Source organism: Robiginitomaculum antarcticum DSM 21748 (assembly GCF_000365025.1).
Lineage (GTDB): Bacteria > Pseudomonadota > Alphaproteobacteria > Caulobacterales > Maricaulaceae > Robiginitomaculum > Robiginitomaculum antarcticum.
The window spans coordinates 210,499-228,297 of record NZ_KB823011.1 but is presented as its reverse complement, the minus strand read 5'-3'; the positions used below and the strand labels follow the sequence as shown (position 1 = coordinate 228,297).

The following is a 17,799-nucleotide window of genomic DNA, read 5'->3' as shown; positions in this document are numbered from 1 at the left end:
GACGGACTTCGGCAAGAGGGGAAATTACATGCAGATTATGCCTCTAGGTTTTTACGCCTGTATTTGTTAGTTAGCCCCAAACCATAATAATAAGGGATTCCCATGACACGCCTTTTACTCTCTACTGTTGCTGCCGCCGCGCTCGCGCTTGGTGCCTGTGGCAAAGCCGATACGCCCGCTGCGGACCAAAACGTCATTGCCACGCCTGCCAGTACTGTGAGCGCAATCTCCGCTGACGATATAGCGCGCCGCATTGAGCGCTTGTCCAGCGACGAATTTCTGGGACGCCCACCCTCAGGCCCCGGCGCGCAAATCACAATGGATTACATTGCCGACGAGATGAAAGCTGCGGGTCTGAAGCCCATGGGCGCTAACGGAACTTATTTCCAGCCTGTGACGCTGACTGAAATGACGGTAAAAGACGGAAGTTTCGCCTATATCAAATCTGCCGATAAAGTGATCGATTACAAAGCCGGTGAAAATGCGGTGTATTGGACAAAACAATATACGCAGAGCGTGTCCGTCACAGACAGTCCGCTTGTCTTTGTCGGCTACGGTGTTGTTGCGCCGGAATATGACTGGAATGACTATGAGGGCGTCGATGTCGAAGGCAAAACCGTTGTCATGCTGGTTAACGACCCGGGTTTTGAAGACAAGAACGACGCCCAGTTCAAGGGCGAGACCATGACCTATTATGGCCGCTGGACATATAAGTTTGAAGAAGCGGCCCGACAGGGCGCGGCCGGCGTGATCGTGATTCACGAAGATGCCCCCGCCAGCTATCCGTGGGAAGTCGTGCAAGGCGGCTGGACCGGCCCGCAATTTGACCTGGTACGACCTGATAAAGGCATGAGCCGCGCGGAGCTGGAAAGCTGGATCACGCGAGACCAAGCCGCTGAGCTGTTTGACATAGTCGACATGGATTATGATGACATGAAGGCCCAGGCGAAAACAAAAGGCTTCAAACCTGTCGCGATGACAGGTCTGTCTCTGTCAGCCAAAATTGACAACGATATTAAAACAACCGAGTCGGCCAATATTGCCGGCGGAGTGGTCGGATCAAAATATCCTGATGAATATGTCCTTTATATGGGCCATTGGGATCATATGGGCCGCGACGAGAGCATTGAAGGCGACCAAATCTTCAATGGCGCCGTCGATAATGCGACCGGCACCGCGGCCATTATCGAAATTGGCGAAGCTTTTGCCAACCAAGAGACTCCGCCGGAGCGCAGCATATTGGTTGTCGCCGTGACAGCCGAAGAATCCGGTCTTCTGGGCTCGGCCTATTACGCCGCAGATCCAATTGTACCCCTTAATAAGACCGTTGCTGGCATTAATATTGATGCCATCCTGCCGATTGGCGAGACCAATGACATTATTGTTGTCGGGTATGGCGCGTCAGAAATTGAAGACCGGTTGAAGGCCCTGATGGATCGTGACGGCAAAGTTATCGTTCCCGATCAAAACCCCTCAGCAGGCTATTTTTACCGCTCCGACCATATCAGCCTCGCCAAGAAAGGCGTGCCAATGCTGTACGCGGATAGCGGCGTTGACCATGTCACAAAAGGTTCTGAATTCGGCCGGGAATTCGGAGAGATTTACACCAAAGAGCGTTACCATAAAGCCGCTGATGAATACTCATCCGATTGGGATATGAGCGGCATCGTCTACACAACCAATCTGTTCTACGAGCTTGGCCAGAATATTGCTGACACAGAAGACTGGCCAAACTGGTATGACGGCAATGAATTCCGGGCGCTGCGGGACGACATGCTCAAATAATGCAGACCATCATCTGTATGAAATGGGGGACGCGTTACGGCTCTGATTTCGTCAATCGTCTCTGGACGACGATACAGCGCCAAACGGCGCGTCCCACCCGTCTCGTATGCTTTACCGACGACACATCAGGTATTGATAAAGGCGTGCAATGCGAGCCTCTGCCTGAGATAAATTTGCCGGAAAAGCTGCTTAGCCCGCCATGGCGTAAGCTCGCTGTATGGAAATATCCGCTGGCAGATTTAGAAGGCGACGTTTTATTTCTCGACCTAGATCTGGTCGTCACCGGATCACTTGACGACTTCTTTGACTATGAGCCGGGACGCTTTATCGGCATTGAAAACTGGACCCAGCCCGGACAAAATATCGCCAACACTTCCGTCTTTCGCTTTCCCGCCGGGAAATATACCCATATTTTTGATCGCTTTAATATCGATCCACAGCGCTGGATTGATCAATATGTCATCGAGCAAGTCTATATTTCCCGCGAGATTGAAGACATGGCCTTTTGGCCTGCGCCGTGGTGCGTTAGTTTCAAACACAGCCTGCTTCCCAGATTCCCTGTGAATTGGTTTAAAACGCCGCCTCTACCGCCCGAGACCCATATTGTGGCATTTACCGGCAAACCCGATCAGGACGAAGCCATTCGCGGCGAATGGCCCGCCAAATGGTATAAGAAATTTTATAAACATGTGAGGCCAACGCCGTGGATCGCCGAGCATTGGCAGTGATAATGCGTCCTGACGGCGTGACGGTGGGGCTGGGCGTGCTGAGCTGGCGCGGCCATGCGTCGTTGCGTCAGGCTTTCGAGAGCTATCGCGACGCCGGCCTGTTTTCGCTCTTTGATGACGTGATGGTATTTTTGCCCGAGCCGACAGACGAGGTCATTAAAGTCTGTGACGATTTTGGCGTACGCTATGAAACCCAGGCCGATAATAAGGGCATATTGGACGGGATGGAGCAGATCGGTTTGCGCCTGAAAACAGATTATATTCTGTTTACCGAAAATGACTGCCCTCTAATCGAGAGCCCCACAGAGGCGGCCCGCCAGATTAGCCGCGCCCTTGAATTACTCGCTGCTGACAAAGCCATTATGGCGCGGATGCGTCACACGAAGATCTTCGGCGAAACCTTTGATACAGTTGATAAATATCGTCGTTATCATCCCGCGACAGGAAGCTACCTCTCCGGACTTCGCCGTATATTGCGCCCGGGCAAAGCCCGCCGTCTGTCCGGCACAAGCCTGTATGCCGGCACCGGGCAGCCCGAACGTTTCCCGCGCGATATTGAAAAACTTGATGACGATTTTTACCTTGTAAGTACCCGCGTTATGCCATGGACCAACCAGTCCATCCTTATCCGCCGCGATGTGTTTAACGAAACCATTATTCCCTATTGTAAATCCGTGCCGTTTGACCGCGGGATTAATGGCTTTCGCTCCATCGAAATAGAGCTGAATAAGTCCAAATTCTGGACAAAATCAGGCTGGAAAATCGCCTGCGGGCCGGGTCTTTTCACGCATAAGCGGGCTCAGGATCGAGGGTATTAGAGATACCCATATTGCGCATTTTACGTGCTTCACGTCATAGCCTATTGACTTTAGACTATATTTTAACAATTCCGTTTTTCTAATCTCCACGCGATTAGAGGGTCCGCGCTTCTCTCGAAACGCGAAAGCCATGTGGGCTTTATGATGTGTAAGGTTAGGTAGAGACTCGATACTTAAACTTGGACACCGCCATGATTTCATTTGCCCGCGCCGCGCTCCTCTCCGTTATGACCTTGCTTTTTTCGATCATCCTGATCGGATTCGCCCAGCTCGCGTCTGCTGACGGGCCTGCGGGCAATCCCAAAGATCAGGTCGCCAAATTCAGACAGCTCGGCCCTGAAAGTCTGCCGACGCCTAATATTTTTCGGAATGCCGCCGGCGCGCCCGGGCCCGCCTATTGGCAGCAAAAAGCGGATTATGTCATTAATGTCCGCCTTGATGACAAAGCCCGCCGTATTTACGGCTCCGAAGTCATTCGATACACCAATAATTCACCCGATGAGCTGCGCTATTTGTGGGTCTCTTTAGATCAGAACCGCTTCGCCGAAGGCTCTACCGCCCGCATGAGCGAAACGGCCAGTACGTCTGGCACGCGCCGCAGCTCATCCGGCAGCGGGGACAGCTTGTCGTTTAACGCTCTGGCCCGTCAGCAAGCCCTGTCCGATGTCGATTACGGTGCGAAGATCACTACGGTTAAAGATAGCCGCGGCAATGTTCTGCCTTTCGTTATCAATGACACAATGATGCGTATTGATTTACCCGGCCCGCTTGCGCCCGGTCAGACCTTTACCTTCGGCATTGACTGGGATCACGCTATGATCGACGAGGCCATTATTGGCGGCCGCGGCGGTTTCGAGCGCTTTGCCGAGAACGACACATATATCTATTTTCTGGCGCAATGGTTCCCGCGTATGGCCGCCTATACCGACTATACAGGCTGGCAGAACAAACAGTTTCTGGGTCGCGGTGAGTTCACGCTCGAATTTGGTGATTACGAAGTTAACATCACCGTGCCGGACGACCATATTGTCTCCGCCACGGGCGTCCTGCAAAACCCGCGTAAAGTCCTGAGTTCAAAGCAGCGCCGGCGTCTGTCCAAGGCCCGCAACGCCGATGCACCCGTCTTTGTCGTCACGCCCGAAGAGGCCAAAGATAACGAAAACAAAGAGAAATCAACAAAGATGACCACTTGGTCATTCAAGGCCGAAAATGTCCGCGACTTTTCATGGTCGAGCTCACGTAAATTTATCTGGGACGCGCAGGGCTTTAAGCAAGAGAGCGACGACAATCCTCTTGTCTTAGCGATGAGCTTTTATCCCAAGGAGGCCGAGCCGATTTGGAGTCAGTATTCAACGCAGGCCGTCATTCACACCATGGATATCTATAACCGTTTTTCATTCCCCTATCCCTATCCGACCGCGCAGAGCGTCAATACGTGGGAGCGCGGCGGTATGGAATATCCCATGATCACTTTTAACGGATACCGTCCGTCTAAAGATGAGAAAACAGGTGACGTGACCTATTCGAGAAATATTAAATACGGCCTGATCGGCGTGATTGTTCACGAAGTCGGCCATATTTATTTTCCAATGACCGTCAATTCTGATGAGCGCCGCTGGACGTGGATGGATGAAGGCATCAATAGTTTTCTTGAATATCTGGCCGAATATGAGTGGGAAGAAAACTTCCCGATCTCGCGCGGTCAGAATAATCCTCTGGAGGTTATCCCGGCCTATATGACATCAACGGGTCAGGTTCCGATTATGACCCAATCCGACAGCATTTTGCAATTTGGCCCCAACGCCTATTCTAAACCCGCCGCCTCTCTGATGGTATTGCGCGAGACCGTTATGGGCCGCGAACTATTTGACCATGCGTTTAAAGAATACTCCCGCCGCTGGAAATTCAAACGTCCAACGCCCGCTGATTTTTTCCGCACAATGGAAGACGCCTCAGCAGTCGATTTGGACTGGTTCTGGCGCGGCTGGTACTTCGGCACGGATTATGTCGATATCGGCATCACCTCTGTGCGCGAATATAAGATCAGCACGCAGGATCCGGATACAGAGAACCCGATGCGCGCAGAGCAGGACCGCGGCAATATTCCCGAGACAATTACCCAACGCCGCAACCGCGAGGAAGGCCGTGTCACGCGTCTCGAGCGTCATCCGGAGCTAAACGATTTCTACACAGAAAATGACGAATATACTGTCTCAAACAAAGACAAAAATAGCTTCAAAAAATTCATTGACGGATTGGATGACTGGGAACGCGACGCCTATAACCGGGCCGTCGAAAAAGGCCAGAGTGTTTACTTCATCGACTTTGAAAATGTCGGGGGCCTGATCACCCCCATTCCGCTGCGTCTGACTTATGAGGACAATACGATTGAAGAGATGATGATACCGGCAGAAATTTGGCGCCGTGACAGCACGCGCGTCTCCAAACTTCTTATCCGTGATAAGCGGGTTCAAAGTATTGAGGTTGACGCTTATCACCAAACTGCGGATGCCGATTTTTCTAATAATAGCTATCCCGCAAAGATCAGCAGCTCGCGTCTGGAACTTTATAAAGGCTCAAGAACCGGACGTGATCTGATGGCCGATATGCTCGAAGAGTTGAAGGTGGATGACAAGGATGCGCCGGAAACGGGTGAGGCGGACACTGAAGTTCCGATCACGCCGCAGCAATAGCTACGAAATCTAAGGCCGCGTTCATCCTCAATGCCCTATAGGCCAGATATGATTACTCGCAGAACATTAACCTCTCTCGGACTGGGCACTCTTGCGGCCGGCGCGGCCAGTCCCGCATGGGCGCACCGACAAAAGCTAACCTATACCGAAATTGAATGGCTGGCGGAGGCTAAAGAAATCGGCGTGACCCACCGCCTGCATATGCATGACGCCGCGCGGGCACTGGTGGCCGAAAACCTGCTCGATGCTCCCGTCCTGACCGATCTGCGCGCGCAAGCCATACTTGCCCTTTATATTAGCGAACAATTCGCGATTTATGGCGCGGACGGCACGCGTATCGCGCTTACACTGATCGGCGCGCAAATTGACGGATCTGATATTTTTGTCTTCCAAACAGCTGCTTTAAACGCACCGCCCCGGGGCCTATCGATATTTTGTGAAATTTTACACGGAGCCTATGCCAGTCAGAAAAATCATGTCACAGTGAATCTTCCCGGCGAGATCCACACACTCACCTTCAAAGTCAAGGATCCCGTCAAAACCGTATTCTAACGGCATATGCCACGGAGCCTGATGTGATCACAGTCCACCATTTGAACAATTCTCGATCGCAGCGCATTTTATGGTTGCTCGAAGAGCTCGGAGTGGATTACGAGATCCGGCATTATGAGCGCGATCCTGATACTAACCGCGCGCCGGCCGAACTCAAAGCTATCCACCCGCTCGGTAAATCACCGGTTCTCGAGGACGGAGACCAGATTGTCGCCGAAACGGGCGCGATAATTGTTTATATTCTGGATAAATACGGCAATGGCCGTCTGCGCCCCAAAGACGATACGCAGGATTATTTTGACTATGTCCATTTCCTGCATTTCGCTGAAGGTTCAGCCATGCTGCCCTTCCTGCTCTCGCTTTATACAGGATATCTGGGCGATGCGGCCGCGCCGCTACAGCCTTTAATTTTGGCCGAAATTAAAGGCGTACTGGATTATTGTGAATACCGCCTGATCCGTAATGAATATTTCGCCGGCAGCAAACTCACGGGCGCGGACATTCAAATGATCTTCCCGCTGGAAGCCGCCAAGGCCCGGGGACGCTTAATCGGATTTGATGCCTGCACGGCCTTTGTCGAACGTATTCACAAGCGCCCCGCTTATTTGCGCGCGCTGGAACGCGGCGGAGATTATGCTTACGGACCGAGAGAATAAACTATGCGGCAAAACAGATGAGCCTGCGCCCGTTCCATATGGCCGCGCCAATTATCGACATTGAGGCAACGCGCAAATTTTACACGCAAATTCTGGGCTGCACGGTGGGGCGAGAAGCACCGACATGGATCGATATCGATTTCTTCGGCCATCAACTCTCTTTTCATGTCGAGCCGGAGAGCTGCGCGCCTGTCGCGACCAATGGCGTTGACGACAAAGCCGTCCCCGTACGCCATTTCGGCGTCATCCTGACATGGGAAGACTGGCACGATCTGGCGGCTCGCCTGAGCGCGCGCGCCATGGCGTTTGTCATAGAACCTTATATCCGGTTTAAAGACGAGCCGGGCGAGCAGGCCACCATGTTCTTTTATGACCCCAGCGGTAATGCGTTGGAGTTCAAAAGCTTCAAAAGTGACGAGAGTCTATTTTCCACAACACTGTAACAGCGCTGTATGTGGCGCATTCAACCTTCGTCATTGCTGATGAGGGCGGTTATGATACTTTATAGGTATGACCCAGACTGTATTAATTGATCCGGCCCGTCCGAAATACCGCATCCGCCCTCTGAAAGCCTTGCGGCATTTTCGTAATTTGATTGCCAATAAGGAAGATACCGAGCAGGTCTTTCACATCATTACAGCCCTGTCGGGTAAGAGTTTTGAAAATGCGTTAAGACGCTTTATGGCCTCCAAAAAAGGTCACAAACGTTACGCCGAACGCACTGCGCTCGCGCCCATGCTGGACGATCACGAGACGATTTTGAAATTTTCCGAAGGCTCAGTTGGGCAAGCCTATGTGCATTTCATGCGCAGTCAGGGGCTCAGTGCCTCCGGACTTGTTGCTGAATTTGAAAGCTTCGCTACCGACATGCCGCAATATGACGACGCGATGGAATGGTATGGCAACCGCTCGCGCGATCTGCACGATCTCTATCATATTCTGACAGGCTATAGCCGCGATGCGCTCGGCGAAGCCTCAGTTTTGGGCTTTACCCATGGCCAGAACCAAAATCTTGGCGCTATCTTCATCGCCTATGCCGCCGCGCGCGAAATCAAGAAATCCGTACCCAAAGGCACGCCGACCTATAGCTCCGTGCGCCAAGGGGTGAAAATCGGAGAGGCCGCGCTGCCCGTAATTCAAGAAGACATTATAGCGCTTCTGGCCGAAAATCTTGAAGACGCCCGCAAACGTCTTAATATCGGTACGCCGAGCGTATATTTCAACGCACATGACATGATGACCGCAAGCGGCATTGATCCTTACGGCACGCTCTCTCCCGCGCAATAAGACGCACAGAACACGCTATTCCGGTAGCGGAATAAATTCGTCATCGCCGGGCACGTCTCCAAAGCGGCCGTTTTTCCAATCGTTTTTGGCCTGCTCTATACGCGCGGGACGTGACGACACAAAATTCCACCACAGATGACGTTTGCCCAATGGCGTGCCGCCAATTATCGCAACCCGGTTATCGCTCATAGCGACAATGTTGTGTTCGGCTTTTACATCCAACACTCCGAATTCAAGCGTCTCGATCTTTTCATCGCCATATATTACCGCGCCGGACACAGGGTATACAGCCAATTCCTCTACGCCGTCCGGCAAAGCCAGTTGTGTTCCGGCGGGCATATCGACTTCGGCATAAAAAATGGGTGAAAAAGATTTGACGGGACTTGTTAGCTCCCAGCCCGACCCCATCATAACCCGCACGCTGACGCCGTTAATCTGTGTCTGCGGTAGATCGGCGTCAGCATAATGCAGGAACTCCGGAGCAGTCTCTTCCGCATCTTCCGGCAGGGCATGCCAGAGCTGCAGACCATGGAGTTTAAATCCAGTTTCACGAAGCGCATCGCGCGTGCGCTCAGAGTGTGCAATCCCGCGACCGGCCACCATCAAATTAATCGCGCCGGGGCGGATGGCCTGCGCATTGCCAAGACTGTCACGGTGGAAAATCTCGCCCTCAAATAAATAGGTCACAGTGGCCAGGTTGATATGCGGATGAGGCCGAACATCCATGCCCTCACCAGGCTTGAACTGAACAGGCCCGAAATGGTCGAAAAACACCCAGGGTCCCACAGCGCGAAGGCCAATTTGCGGCAAGGCGCGGCGCACGGAAAAGCTGCCAATATCTTTAGCCTTGGGCGAGATTTTATTGAGTAGAGTCATGGTTTGGCTTTCCCTGTTTCGCCGAATGCGCAATATAGCGCGGTATGAACAAGAAAAACAGGACCCGCCATGAAATTCTATGATTGCTCGACCGCCCCCAGTCCGCGCCGCGCGCGCATCTTCATTGCTGAAAAAGGACTGGATATTGAAACGGTCGATATTGATCTTCGCAAGGGCGAGCAATTAGGCGACGCATTTTGCAAGATAAATCCCCGCGCCGCTGTGCCCGCTCTTATCACTGATGACGGTGAAGCCATTTGTGAAAACGTGGCCATCGCGCAGTATTTGGAAGCGATACATCCTAAGCCCAACCTCATGGGCCACACTGCGCTTGAAATGGCCCGTGTCAGTGAATGGAACTGGCGCCTAGAATTCGAAGGTCTGTCCGCAGTGGCAGAAATTCTGCGCAATAGCTCACCCTATATGAAAGGGCGCGCCATGACGGGGCCGCGCAATATTGAGCAATTGCCGGAGCTTGCGGAGCGCGGACGCATCAGGATCGGGTATTTCTGGGAAGATTTAAACGCGCAGCTCTCCACATCTGCTTTTGTCGCCAGTGACCGTTTCACCTTTGCCGATATTACAGCTCTGGTTCTGGTCGATTTTTCCAAATGGGTGGAATCCTCTCCCCCCGAAGACATGAGCGCGATTTGGGCATGGTATAAAACGGTTAGCGCGCGACCAGCCTGCCAACTTTAACGATAGGTAGCCTTACTGCGCGGGAACTTCTTCGAATTCGTCATTCTCATTGAGAAAAAGAAGTTTACCGCGAATGATCGAAAAATAAGCGCCCAAGAGGTGAAGCTCGCCTGCTTCGACTTTTTCGCGAATGCCGTCAAACATCATCAGGTTTGACAGACTTTCGCGCACGCCTTCAAATTCCATTTCCTGCTGCATATCGGTCTCATTGGCCCGCCCGCGCACGCGGTCACGCGCGCCGTTAAGCAGTGATATCCAGCGGCCAATATAATTGTTGGTGTCGTCGCCAGCGCCAGCAAGGCAGGCATTTATCCCGCCGCAACTCTCATGACCCATGACAACGATAGCTTCGACCTTCAGATAATCCACGGCAAATTCGACCGCGGAATGCACGCTGTGATATTTTAAATCATCCTGCTTTGGCGGAACGAGATTAGCGACATTGCGCAAGACAAACATCTCGCCGGGCGCGGCGTCGAAAATATCTGACGGATCGGCGCGGCTGTCACAGCATGAAACCAGCATGACTTTGGGACTTTGGCCATGCTTACCCAAACGTTCATACAGACTTTTTTGCTCCGGGTAATGTGAGGCCCTGAAGCGATGATAGCCTTCGACGAGTTGTTGCTTCCACGCCATAAAAATCTCCATATCGCGACGGTGTGAATTGACTTCACTTGTCATTTCCCTATCCTCGATATCATGACAAATCAACGCGAATACCTCCCTAAAGCGACGTTGAAATTGCTTGCCAGGCGCTCAAATTTACGCGGCGCATGGCTCGTCGCCCATTGCTGGGGCGTTATCGTGGCTATGGTGGCACTGGTGGTTTTGCTGCCCCACCCCCTGACCTATTTACTTGCAGTTATCGTCATTGGGTCACGTCAATTGGGCCTCGCTATTTTGATGCATGACGCCGCGCATGGCATTTTGTTTAAATCCAGGCGGGCAAATGAATTCATCGGCACTTATTGTCTAGCCTATCCCATCGGCACAGACTTGAAGGGCTATCGTAAATACCATCTCAAACATCATGCGCTGACACAGACCGCAGAGGATCCGGATCTTGGCCTGTCTGCGCCGTTTCCCGTCAGTCGCGGCAGCCTGTTTCGCAAAGCGCTCAGAGATCTGTCAGGCTTGACCGGGCTGAAACTGCGGGCGCAGCAAATCTTAATGCTGACCAAGAGTGACAAGACCCGCGCCTTTTCCAACGTCTCAGTGTTCGGCTTTCTTGGCGCGCAAGCCGTGCTGCTGGCTATATTTACCGCGCTAGGCATCTGGCCGCTCTTCTTTGCGTTGTGGGCCCTTCCGCTTCTGACATGGTTCCAATGGGTGCTGCGCGTGCGCAATATTGCTGAACATGCTCTGACCAGCCACGATGACAATCCGCTAACACATGCCCGCACGACACAGGCGGGCTGGCTTGAGCGCGCGATAATCGCGCCTTATTACGTTAATTACCACGTCGAGCATCATGCCTTTATGTATGTGCCCTGCTTTAACCTGCGCGCCGCCCATCGGCAGCTAATACAAAATTTCGGCACGCAGATGACTCGGTCCAACAGTTATGCAGACGTGCTTGCCGCCGCCAGCACCGGGTAATATATTCAAAATAAACGCTGAACTCTCAGAAAGATATTATGAAACGACTTTTGGCCTCTATAGCGCTTGCCGCAACTTTGGCGCTCCCTGCTTACGCCCATGACGACGCTGCCCAGAAAGCGCCGCCCTCAGAGGTTATGACATTATACGATATTGCCACGGCGCCGAACCCCGACCGGATATATAGCGACATTGAAACCCTGGCCGGTTTCGGAACGCGCCATACTTTGTCGGACACCCAGTCAGACACGCGCGGCATTGGCGCGGCGCGGCGCTGGATCAAGGCTGAATTTGAGACTATTAGCGCGCAATGCGGCGGCTGCCTCGAAGTCTTTTACGTCAGCGGTTTTGTCGAAGGCGAGACGCGCATACCCGAGCGCACCGAAGTTGTCAGCGTCATCGCGATACAGCGCGGTACGCTGGACCCCAACCGCATGGTGATGATGAGCGGCGATATTGACAGCCGCGTTACGGATCCGCTGGACGGCACATCTGACAGCCCCGGCGCCAATGATAATGCCTCAGGCATGGCCGGCGTATTAGAGGCCGCTCGCGTCCTGAGTAAATATAAATTCGCCGGCTCTATAGTCTATGCAGGCCTGTCCGGCGAGGAACAGGGCTTGTTCGGGGGCAAGATCGTCGCCGCCCATGCACTGGATCAAGGGTGGGAAATTAAAGGCGTTTTAAACAATGATATGATTTCCAATATTTCCGGCATAGACGGCGTGGTCAATAATTCCGTCGTGCGCGTGTTCAGCGAAGGCACGCGCGATACGGAGACGCCCGAAGAGGCGCGCGCGCGCCGCTTCACCGGCGGCGAAGTCGACAGTCCGTCACGCAACCTGTCCCGCTACGTCAAATATTTGGGTGACCAGTATATGGTCAATCTGGACATTATGATGGTCTACCGCCTCGACCGTTTTGCACGCGGCGGACATCACCGCCCGTTTAACGCCGTCGGTATTCCGGGAATCCGCATCATGGAAACGCACGAACATTATGACCGTCAGCATCAAGATTTGCGCGTTGAGGACGGCCGCGTCTATGGCGACACATTAGACGGCGTCGATAAAGTTTATGCTGCAAAACTGACAGGACTGAACGCCATTACGCTCGCAGGCATGGCGGGAGCTCCGCCCTTTCCGGAAAATGTCGAAGCCAGCGGCGCTGTCACGGCCTCGGCGACCCTTAAATGGGATCGCCCGTCCGGAACGCGCGCGGGCAATCTGATGGGATACCGCGTGCATTGGCGCGCGACCACCGCGCCCGAGTGGACGAATAGCCGCTATGTTGGCAATGTTGATGAGTGGACATTTGAAAACCTCGTCATCGATAATTACTATTTCGGCGTCTCCGCCGTCGCCCCTGACGGGAGCGAAACACCCGTCGTCTTTCCGGGCGCAGCCGGGCGTTTTTAATACCAAACCTAATTTAATAAAAATGGGGAAAACCGCATGAGAAAACTTACACTTTTGGCCGGAACAGCACTCTTTGCGACGGGCTTAATCACCGCGCAAACCGTTATGGCAGACGAGACAAAAGAAGACGCGAAATGGGACGTTAATAATCCGCCCGGCGCAAAAAACTCCGTCAAGATTGACGTTACCGAAGGCACATGGATGAGCCTAGATGTGAGCCCTGATGGTCAGACCATAGCCTTTGACCTGCTCGGCGATATTTATACCATGCCTATAACCGGCGGCACAGCCAAATCAATTGCCAGCGGCATGGCATGGGAAATACAGCCGCGTTTCTCTCCTGACGGATCAAAGATTGCTTTTACCAGCGACCGCGGGGGCGGCGATAATATCTGGATTATGGATGTGAATGGCGACAATATGAGCGCTGTTACGGATGAGAGTTTTCGCCTTCTGAACAATCCAACATGGAGCCCGGACGGGCGCTTTATCGCAGCGCGTAAGCATTTCACGACCAGCCGCTCTTTGGGCACAGGCGAAATGTGGCTCTATTCCACGCAAGGTGGTAGCGGCGTACAGCTGACGAAAAAGCCAAGCGAGGCGCACCAGAAAGAAATCGGCGAGCCGATATTTAGCCCCGATGGCAGTCTGCTTTATTATACGGCCAATACAACCTCCGGCCCGATTTTTGAATATGCCCAGGACAGTAATACGGCGCTGTTTGATATAAAAAGCTACGACATGAAGACCGGTGAGGTTAAAACCGTCGTGCGCGGCGCCGGCGGTGCAGTGCGCCCAACCCCGTCACCGGACGGGCGGTCCATGGCCTATGTGCGCCGGGAACGCGCCCAGTCCAAACTCTATATTATGGACCTCGAGTCCGGGAAAACACGTAAGGTTTATGATGAACTTGACCAGGACATGCAGGAAACATGGGCCGTTCAAGGCGTCTATCCCAATATGGATTTCACACCCGATGGCCGCCATTTGCTGTTCTGGGCCGGCGGTAAAATCCGCAAGCTCGATATAACCAGCGGCGCTGTGCAGACGGTTGACTTCCGCGTTAATGACCGACGCGAAATCATGGCCCCGCCGCGGCCCAAAGTCGACGTTGCTCCGAAGCAATTTCAGACAAAAATGGTGCGCTTTGCGACCCGCTCGCCGGATGGCAATAGTTCCTTATTTGAAAGTCTTGGCAAGCTTTATAAAAAATCCGGCGGCGGCGCGGCGCAGCGCGTCACGGGCTTGCCTTCTAATATGTTTGAACTTCATCCGGCCTATTCACGCGACGGGAAAAAGCTGACCTTTGCCACTTGGAATGACCAAACGCTTGGCGGCGTGCACGTCATGGATATCGCCAGCGGCGCGATCACCACCGTGACCAATACGCCCGGCCATTATCGGCGCCCGGCTTTCTCCCCCGACGGTACAGCCATTGTATTTGAGCGCAGCACAGGCGGTGGCACATTGGATCCGCAATATTCGCGTGATCCCGGTATTTATTATTCCCGCATCGGCGGCCCGCCGCAATTCGTTATGAGCGACGGTAATGACCCGCATTTCGGCGCAGATAGCGATAGGGTTTTCGCGACAAAATCACAGGATGATACCCGCGCTTTGGTCAGCGCGGATTTGGGCGGCAATGACATGCGCACCCATGCGACATCGACGCTGGCGCAGAGCTTTTATGTCTCTCCTGATGAGCGCAATATCGCCTTTCGCGAAAACTATAATCTATTTGTCATGCCCGCCCCTGTCGGCGCAGCGACGATTGCGACCGGGCCATCATCAAAGACTCTTCCGGTCACCAAGGTCAGCATTAACGGCGCGACTTGGCCAAGCTGGAGCCCAAACGGGCAGCGTCTTGACTGGTCGCTCGGCCCGACGCTCTATTCCGCTGACGTGGCATCAATGGACAAGGATTATACGCCGCCCAAAAGCGGGATCGCCCTGGCTCGCACGGTGCAAGCGGCTCGCCCCGAAGGCTCTGTCGCGCTGACAGGAGCGCGCATTATCACCATGAACGGCGATGACGGCGGCGTCATTGAAAACGGCGTGATTATCGTCAATGGCGACCGGATTGAGCGGATCGGCGCAGCCGACCGCGTGTCTATTCCTGACGGTATGGTCACAGTCGATGTCACCGGAAAAACTATCATGCCGGGCATTATCGACGCCCATGCTCATGGCCCCCAAGGCAGCGATGAAATCGTGCCGCAGCAAAACTGGGCGTCGCAAGCCCATCTCGCGCTCGGCGTCACCACGATTCACGACCCGTCCAGCCGTGCCAGCGAGATTTTCACGGCCAGCGAAATGCAGCGTGCCGGCATTATTTTGGCGCCGAGAATATTCTCGACCGGCGAAGTGATTTACGGCGCGAAAGCCCCCGGGTTTTACGCCAGCATCACCAATGCCGATGACGCGCAGGAACACGTCACACGACTTGCCACGCAAGGCGCGAAAAGCGTGAAGAACTATAACCAGCCCCGTCGTGATCAGCGTCAACAGGTTGTCGCCGCCGCGCGTAAGGAGAATATCGCTGTCGTCGCCGAAGGTGGTTCACTTTATCACATGGACATGTCAATGGTCGTCGATGGCAACACTTCGATTGAACACAACCTGCCGACGCTCGATATTTATGACGATGTTGTGCAGCTTTATGGACAATCCAAAGTCGCCTATACACCCACATTGGTCGTGACCTATGGCGGTGTGCGCGGCGAGGATTATTACTATCAGGAAAGCGATGTGTGGACGCATCCCATCTTGTCCAGGCACGTTCCGCCCCGCAGATTAGAAGCCCGTTCTGTACGCCGCCAAATGGCGCCCGTGGGTGATTATGCAGACGCCAAAAGCGCGGCCAGTGCAAAAAAACTGATGGAGGCGGGCGTGCTGGTTAATATTGGCGCGCATGGACAGCGCGAAGGCCTCGGGGCGCATTGGGAGATTTGGTCCTTTGCGCGCGGCGGAATGAGCCCGCTGCAAGCGCTAAAAACCGCCACCATTAATCCGGCGAAATTCCTCGGCTATGACAATGATATCGGCTCTCTGGAAACAGGAAAGCTGGCGGACCTCGTCATATTATCGGGGAACCCGCTGGAGGACATACGCCAGACCGATGACATTGAACATGTCATGATTGGCGGGCGCCTCTACGAATCCGGGACATTAAACGAAGTCTTTACCGGCAATCGCACACGCCTTCCCTATTGGTTTGAGGGCGGCGAGTAATTCATACGGGCCGGGCGTTATGCGTCCGGCCTCTGCAAACCATTTTATAGCCGTCAGACGACAATACCGCCCTATAAGAAAGTCCAAAGGCGTCAACTGTGATCGGCGATACGGTTTTTGCAAAAACATTATCGATTTTGTATTGAGGCTTTAGCCTACCAAATCGTGTCTATGCTTTGGGCTCGGTCCAAATGGCCAGTTCATTGCCGCTCGGATCGGTAAAATGAAACCGTCGTCCCCCGGGAAAGTCAAAAATGGGGACAGTTATCTCCGCTCCGTGTGCCGTGAGCGCGGCCAAGCTGGCCTCCAGATCGTCCGAATACAAAATCACGAGCGCGCCTTGCTTGGATGGCTTGCGCCCGCCCCCGGCGGTATCGAAACCTCCGTCAATACCCGCCCCGCTAAAGGACGCATAGGTCGGGCCATAATCGGTGAATGTCCATCCAAAGACGGCGCTATAGAAGGTTTTCATAGCCCCCAGATCAATGGCCGGGAGTTCTATATAATGGATTTTGTGATGATTACTCATAAATCCATATTACGCCTGCTCTTCCGCAAGGGCAAGGCGCACCGCTTTTAACTCGCGCATAATGGCAAGGCGGTTGAGTCTCATATTGAACCAGAGCTTGACCGCAATTTGTGAGGAATTAAGCAAGATAGCGGCAGCCGCGAAGAATATCTGATCGCGCGTATTATCTGCCCCAAAGAATTTAATGATGCAGACGATAAGCAGGCCGCTAAAGACCAAAATCCCCGTCCATGATAATTTCATCATTGCGCTATCGGGGCCGCGTAGGCTCGCAAAGGCCTCAGCATAATAGCCGGTTTCGCTTTCCGGAAAGTTGTCTGTCTTGGCGTCATTAAGTAAGCTGGTGATATGGTTATCAATATTGGGCATATTCGTCTCCTTCATGGTTAAAACGGGATTTGAACTCTTCTCGAATGCGAAATAGCCGCGATTTCACAGTGCCGAGGGGAATAGATAGTGCCGCAGCAAGCTGGCCGCCCGTGAGGCCATCTATATAAAAAAGGGTCAGTAATTCTCTGTCGACAGACGCGAGCGCCGCGAGCACGTCGCGTGTGGTCAGAGCGTCTTCAGGGCTTATGGACGATGAAGACGAGACGATGCCAGCCGTTAGCTCTTCGGTTGCAGGCGGCAATGCTTTCATCCTGTCCGCTACGCGGCGACGCACGATTGTATACGCCCAAGGCGATATGGCGGCAGGGTCATTTAAGCGATGAATATTTCGCGCCATGGTGACTGCGCTGTCTTGGAGGGCGTCACGCGCAATCTCCGCATCGCCGCACCGACGGTATGCAAACCGTAAAAGGCGCGGATGCAACGCCGCGTAAAGCCGCTCAAATGCAGGGCGGTCCCCTATAATCGCCAAATCCGCAAGCGCGGTCATGACAGCAGGCGTCATTGGCGGTTTGTTTTTATGGTCCATCATTAT

At 53.4% G+C, this 17,799-nt stretch carries 17 protein-coding genes; 12 read left to right on the top strand and 5 right to left on the bottom strand.

Translation table 11 applies throughout. The features are described 5' to 3' along the window. Nucleotides 1–102: 102 nt before the first annotated feature. The 8 genes from H142_RS0101090 (at nt 103) to H142_RS0101055 (ending at nt 8,519) form a co-directional block, all read left to right on the top strand. The gene (locus H142_RS0101090; protein WP_017930243.1) at nt 103–1,785 is read left to right on the top strand and encodes a M28 family metallopeptidase; all 1,683 of its coding nucleotides are present in this window, start codon (nt 103–105) and stop codon (nt 1,783–1,785) included. Beyond that, nucleotides 1,785–2,513, top strand: coding sequence for a hypothetical protein (locus tag H142_RS0101085; RefSeq protein WP_017930242.1), 729 nt, complete (start codon nt 1,785–1,787; stop codon nt 2,511–2,513). The genes H142_RS0101090 and H142_RS0101085 overlap by 1 nt, the downstream gene beginning before the upstream one ends. Beyond that, complete coding sequence (locus tag H142_RS0101080; RefSeq protein ID WP_156811846.1) at nt 2,489–3,331, top strand: hypothetical protein; 843 nt, start codon at nt 2,489–2,491, stop codon at nt 3,329–3,331. Before H142_RS0101085 ends, H142_RS0101080 begins: the two co-directional genes overlap by 25 nt. A 191-nt stretch (nt 3,332–3,522) precedes the next feature. Further along, nucleotides 3,523–6,024 (top strand): M1 family metallopeptidase, encoded by a 2,502-nt coding sequence (locus tag H142_RS0101075; RefSeq protein ID WP_017930240.1) that lies wholly within the window; start codon nt 3,523–3,525, stop codon nt 6,022–6,024. A gap of 48 nt (nt 6,025–6,072) precedes the next feature. After that, a complete protein-coding gene (locus H142_RS0101070) occupies nt 6,073–6,576 on the top strand; it encodes a DUF6702 family protein (RefSeq protein ID WP_017930239.1) in 504 nt (167 codons plus the stop codon). Between the two features lie 23 nt (nt 6,577–6,599). Further along, complete coding sequence (locus H142_RS0101065) at nt 6,600–7,232, top strand: glutathione S-transferase family protein (RefSeq protein WP_026147687.1); 633 nt, start codon at nt 6,600–6,602, stop codon at nt 7,230–7,232. Nucleotides 7,233–7,249: 17 nt separating this feature from the next. Then, nucleotides 7,250–7,675, top strand: coding sequence for a VOC family protein (locus H142_RS0101060; protein ID WP_017930237.1), 426 nt, complete (start codon nt 7,250–7,252; stop codon nt 7,673–7,675). A 67-nt stretch (nt 7,676–7,742) separates the two neighbouring features. Beyond that, nucleotides 7,743–8,519, top strand: coding sequence for a Coq4 family protein (locus tag H142_RS0101055; RefSeq protein WP_017930236.1), 777 nt, complete (start codon nt 7,743–7,745; stop codon nt 8,517–8,519). 15 nt (nt 8,520–8,534) lie between these two features. Here the strand turns inward: H142_RS0101055 and H142_RS0101050 are convergent, their stop codons facing one another. Next, nucleotides 8,535–9,395 (bottom strand): pirin family protein, encoded by an 861-nt coding sequence (locus H142_RS0101050; RefSeq protein ID WP_017930235.1) that lies wholly within the window; start codon nt 9,393–9,395, stop codon nt 8,535–8,537. A 69-nt stretch (nt 9,396–9,464) separates the two neighbouring features. On the opposite strand from H142_RS0101050, the gene H142_RS0101045 reads away from it, so the two are divergent. Next, a complete protein-coding gene (locus H142_RS0101045; RefSeq protein ID WP_017930234.1) occupies nt 9,465–10,094 on the top strand; it encodes a glutathione S-transferase family protein in 630 nt (209 codons plus the stop codon). A 12-nt stretch (nt 10,095–10,106) separates the two neighbouring features. Here the strand turns inward: H142_RS0101045 and H142_RS0101040 are convergent, their stop codons facing one another. Further along, nucleotides 10,107–10,778 (bottom strand): carbonic anhydrase, encoded by a 672-nt coding sequence (locus H142_RS0101040; RefSeq protein ID WP_017930233.1) that lies wholly within the window; start codon nt 10,776–10,778, stop codon nt 10,107–10,109. A gap of 18 nt (nt 10,779–10,796) precedes the next feature. Between H142_RS0101040 and H142_RS0101035 the strand changes: the two genes are divergently transcribed. Genes H142_RS0101035 through H142_RS0101025 form a run of 3 tightly spaced genes read left to right on the top strand, consistent with a single transcriptional unit; the run spans nt 10,797 to nt 16,345 of the window. Continuing rightward, the gene (locus tag H142_RS0101035) at nt 10,797–11,696 is read left to right on the top strand and encodes a fatty acid desaturase family protein (protein WP_026147684.1); all 900 of its coding nucleotides are present in this window, start codon (nt 10,797–10,799) and stop codon (nt 11,694–11,696) included. A 38-nt stretch (nt 11,697–11,734) separates the two neighbouring features. Further along, a complete protein-coding gene (locus H142_RS0101030) occupies nt 11,735–13,114 on the top strand; it encodes a M28 family metallopeptidase (RefSeq protein ID WP_017930231.1) in 1,380 nt (459 codons plus the stop codon). A gap of 36 nt (nt 13,115–13,150) precedes the next feature. After that, complete coding sequence (locus H142_RS0101025; protein WP_017930230.1) at nt 13,151–16,345, top strand: amidohydrolase family protein; 3,195 nt, start codon at nt 13,151–13,153, stop codon at nt 16,343–16,345. Between the two features lie 169 nt (nt 16,346–16,514). Here H142_RS0101025 and H142_RS0101020 read toward each other — a convergent pair whose 3' ends face one another. Genes H142_RS0101020 through H142_RS16020 form a run of 3 tightly spaced genes read right to left on the bottom strand, consistent with a single transcriptional unit; the run spans nt 16,515 to nt 17,796 of the window. Next, complete coding sequence (locus H142_RS0101020) at nt 16,515–16,874, bottom strand: VOC family protein (protein WP_017930229.1); 360 nt, start codon at nt 16,872–16,874, stop codon at nt 16,515–16,517. Nucleotides 16,875–16,883: 9 nt separating this feature from the next. Continuing rightward, nucleotides 16,884–17,243, bottom strand: coding sequence for a DUF6768 family protein (locus H142_RS0101015; RefSeq protein WP_017930228.1), 360 nt, complete (start codon nt 17,241–17,243; stop codon nt 16,884–16,886). Further along, nucleotides 17,230–17,796 (bottom strand): RNA polymerase sigma factor, encoded by a 567-nt coding sequence (locus H142_RS16020; protein ID WP_026147683.1) that lies wholly within the window; start codon nt 17,794–17,796, stop codon nt 17,230–17,232. The genes H142_RS0101015 and H142_RS16020 overlap by 14 nt, the downstream gene beginning before the upstream one ends. Nucleotides 17,797–17,799 lie beyond the last annotated feature (3 nt).

Excerpts from the sequence above, each read along its gene's own strand:
- H142_RS0101075 (WP_017930240.1), top strand. The coding sequence starts at position 3,523 with ATGATTTCATTTGCCCGCGCCGCGCTCCTCTCCGTTATGACCTTGCTT.
- H142_RS0101030 (WP_017930231.1), top strand. The coding sequence starts at position 11,735 with ATGAAACGACTTTTGGCCTCTATAGCGCTTGCCGCAACTTTGGCGCTC.
- H142_RS0101090 (WP_017930243.1), top strand. The coding sequence starts at position 103 with ATGACACGCCTTTTACTCTCTACTGTTGCTGCCGCCGCGCTCGCGCTT.
- H142_RS0101060 (WP_017930237.1), top strand. The coding sequence starts at position 7,250 with ATGAGCCTGCGCCCGTTCCATATGGCCGCGCCAATTATCGACATTGAG.
- H142_RS0101025 (WP_017930230.1), top strand. The coding sequence starts at position 13,151 with ATGAGAAAACTTACACTTTTGGCCGGAACAGCACTCTTTGCGACGGGC.
- H142_RS16020 (WP_026147683.1), bottom strand. The coding sequence starts at position 17,796 with ATGATGGACCATAAAAACAAACCGCCAATGACGCCTGCTGTCATGACC.
- H142_RS0101040 (WP_017930233.1), bottom strand. The coding sequence starts at position 10,778 with ATGACAAGTGAAGTCAATTCACACCGTCGCGATATGGAGATTTTTATG.
- H142_RS0101035 (WP_026147684.1), top strand. The coding sequence starts at position 10,797 with ATGACAAATCAACGCGAATACCTCCCTAAAGCGACGTTGAAATTGCTT.
- H142_RS0101070 (WP_017930239.1), top strand. The coding sequence starts at position 6,073 with ATGATTACTCGCAGAACATTAACCTCTCTCGGACTGGGCACTCTTGCG.
- H142_RS0101020 (WP_017930229.1), bottom strand. The coding sequence starts at position 16,874 with ATGAGTAATCATCACAAAATCCATTATATAGAACTCCCGGCCATTGAT.
- H142_RS0101085 (WP_017930242.1), top strand. The coding sequence starts at position 1,785 with ATGCAGACCATCATCTGTATGAAATGGGGGACGCGTTACGGCTCTGAT.
- H142_RS0101015 (WP_017930228.1), bottom strand. The coding sequence starts at position 17,243 with ATGCCCAATATTGATAACCATATCACCAGCTTACTTAATGACGCCAAG.
- H142_RS0101045 (WP_017930234.1), top strand. The coding sequence starts at position 9,465 with ATGAAATTCTATGATTGCTCGACCGCCCCCAGTCCGCGCCGCGCGCGC.
- H142_RS0101050 (WP_017930235.1), bottom strand. The coding sequence starts at position 9,395 with ATGACTCTACTCAATAAAATCTCGCCCAAGGCTAAAGATATTGGCAGC.
- H142_RS0101055 (WP_017930236.1), top strand. The coding sequence starts at position 7,743 with ATGACCCAGACTGTATTAATTGATCCGGCCCGTCCGAAATACCGCATC.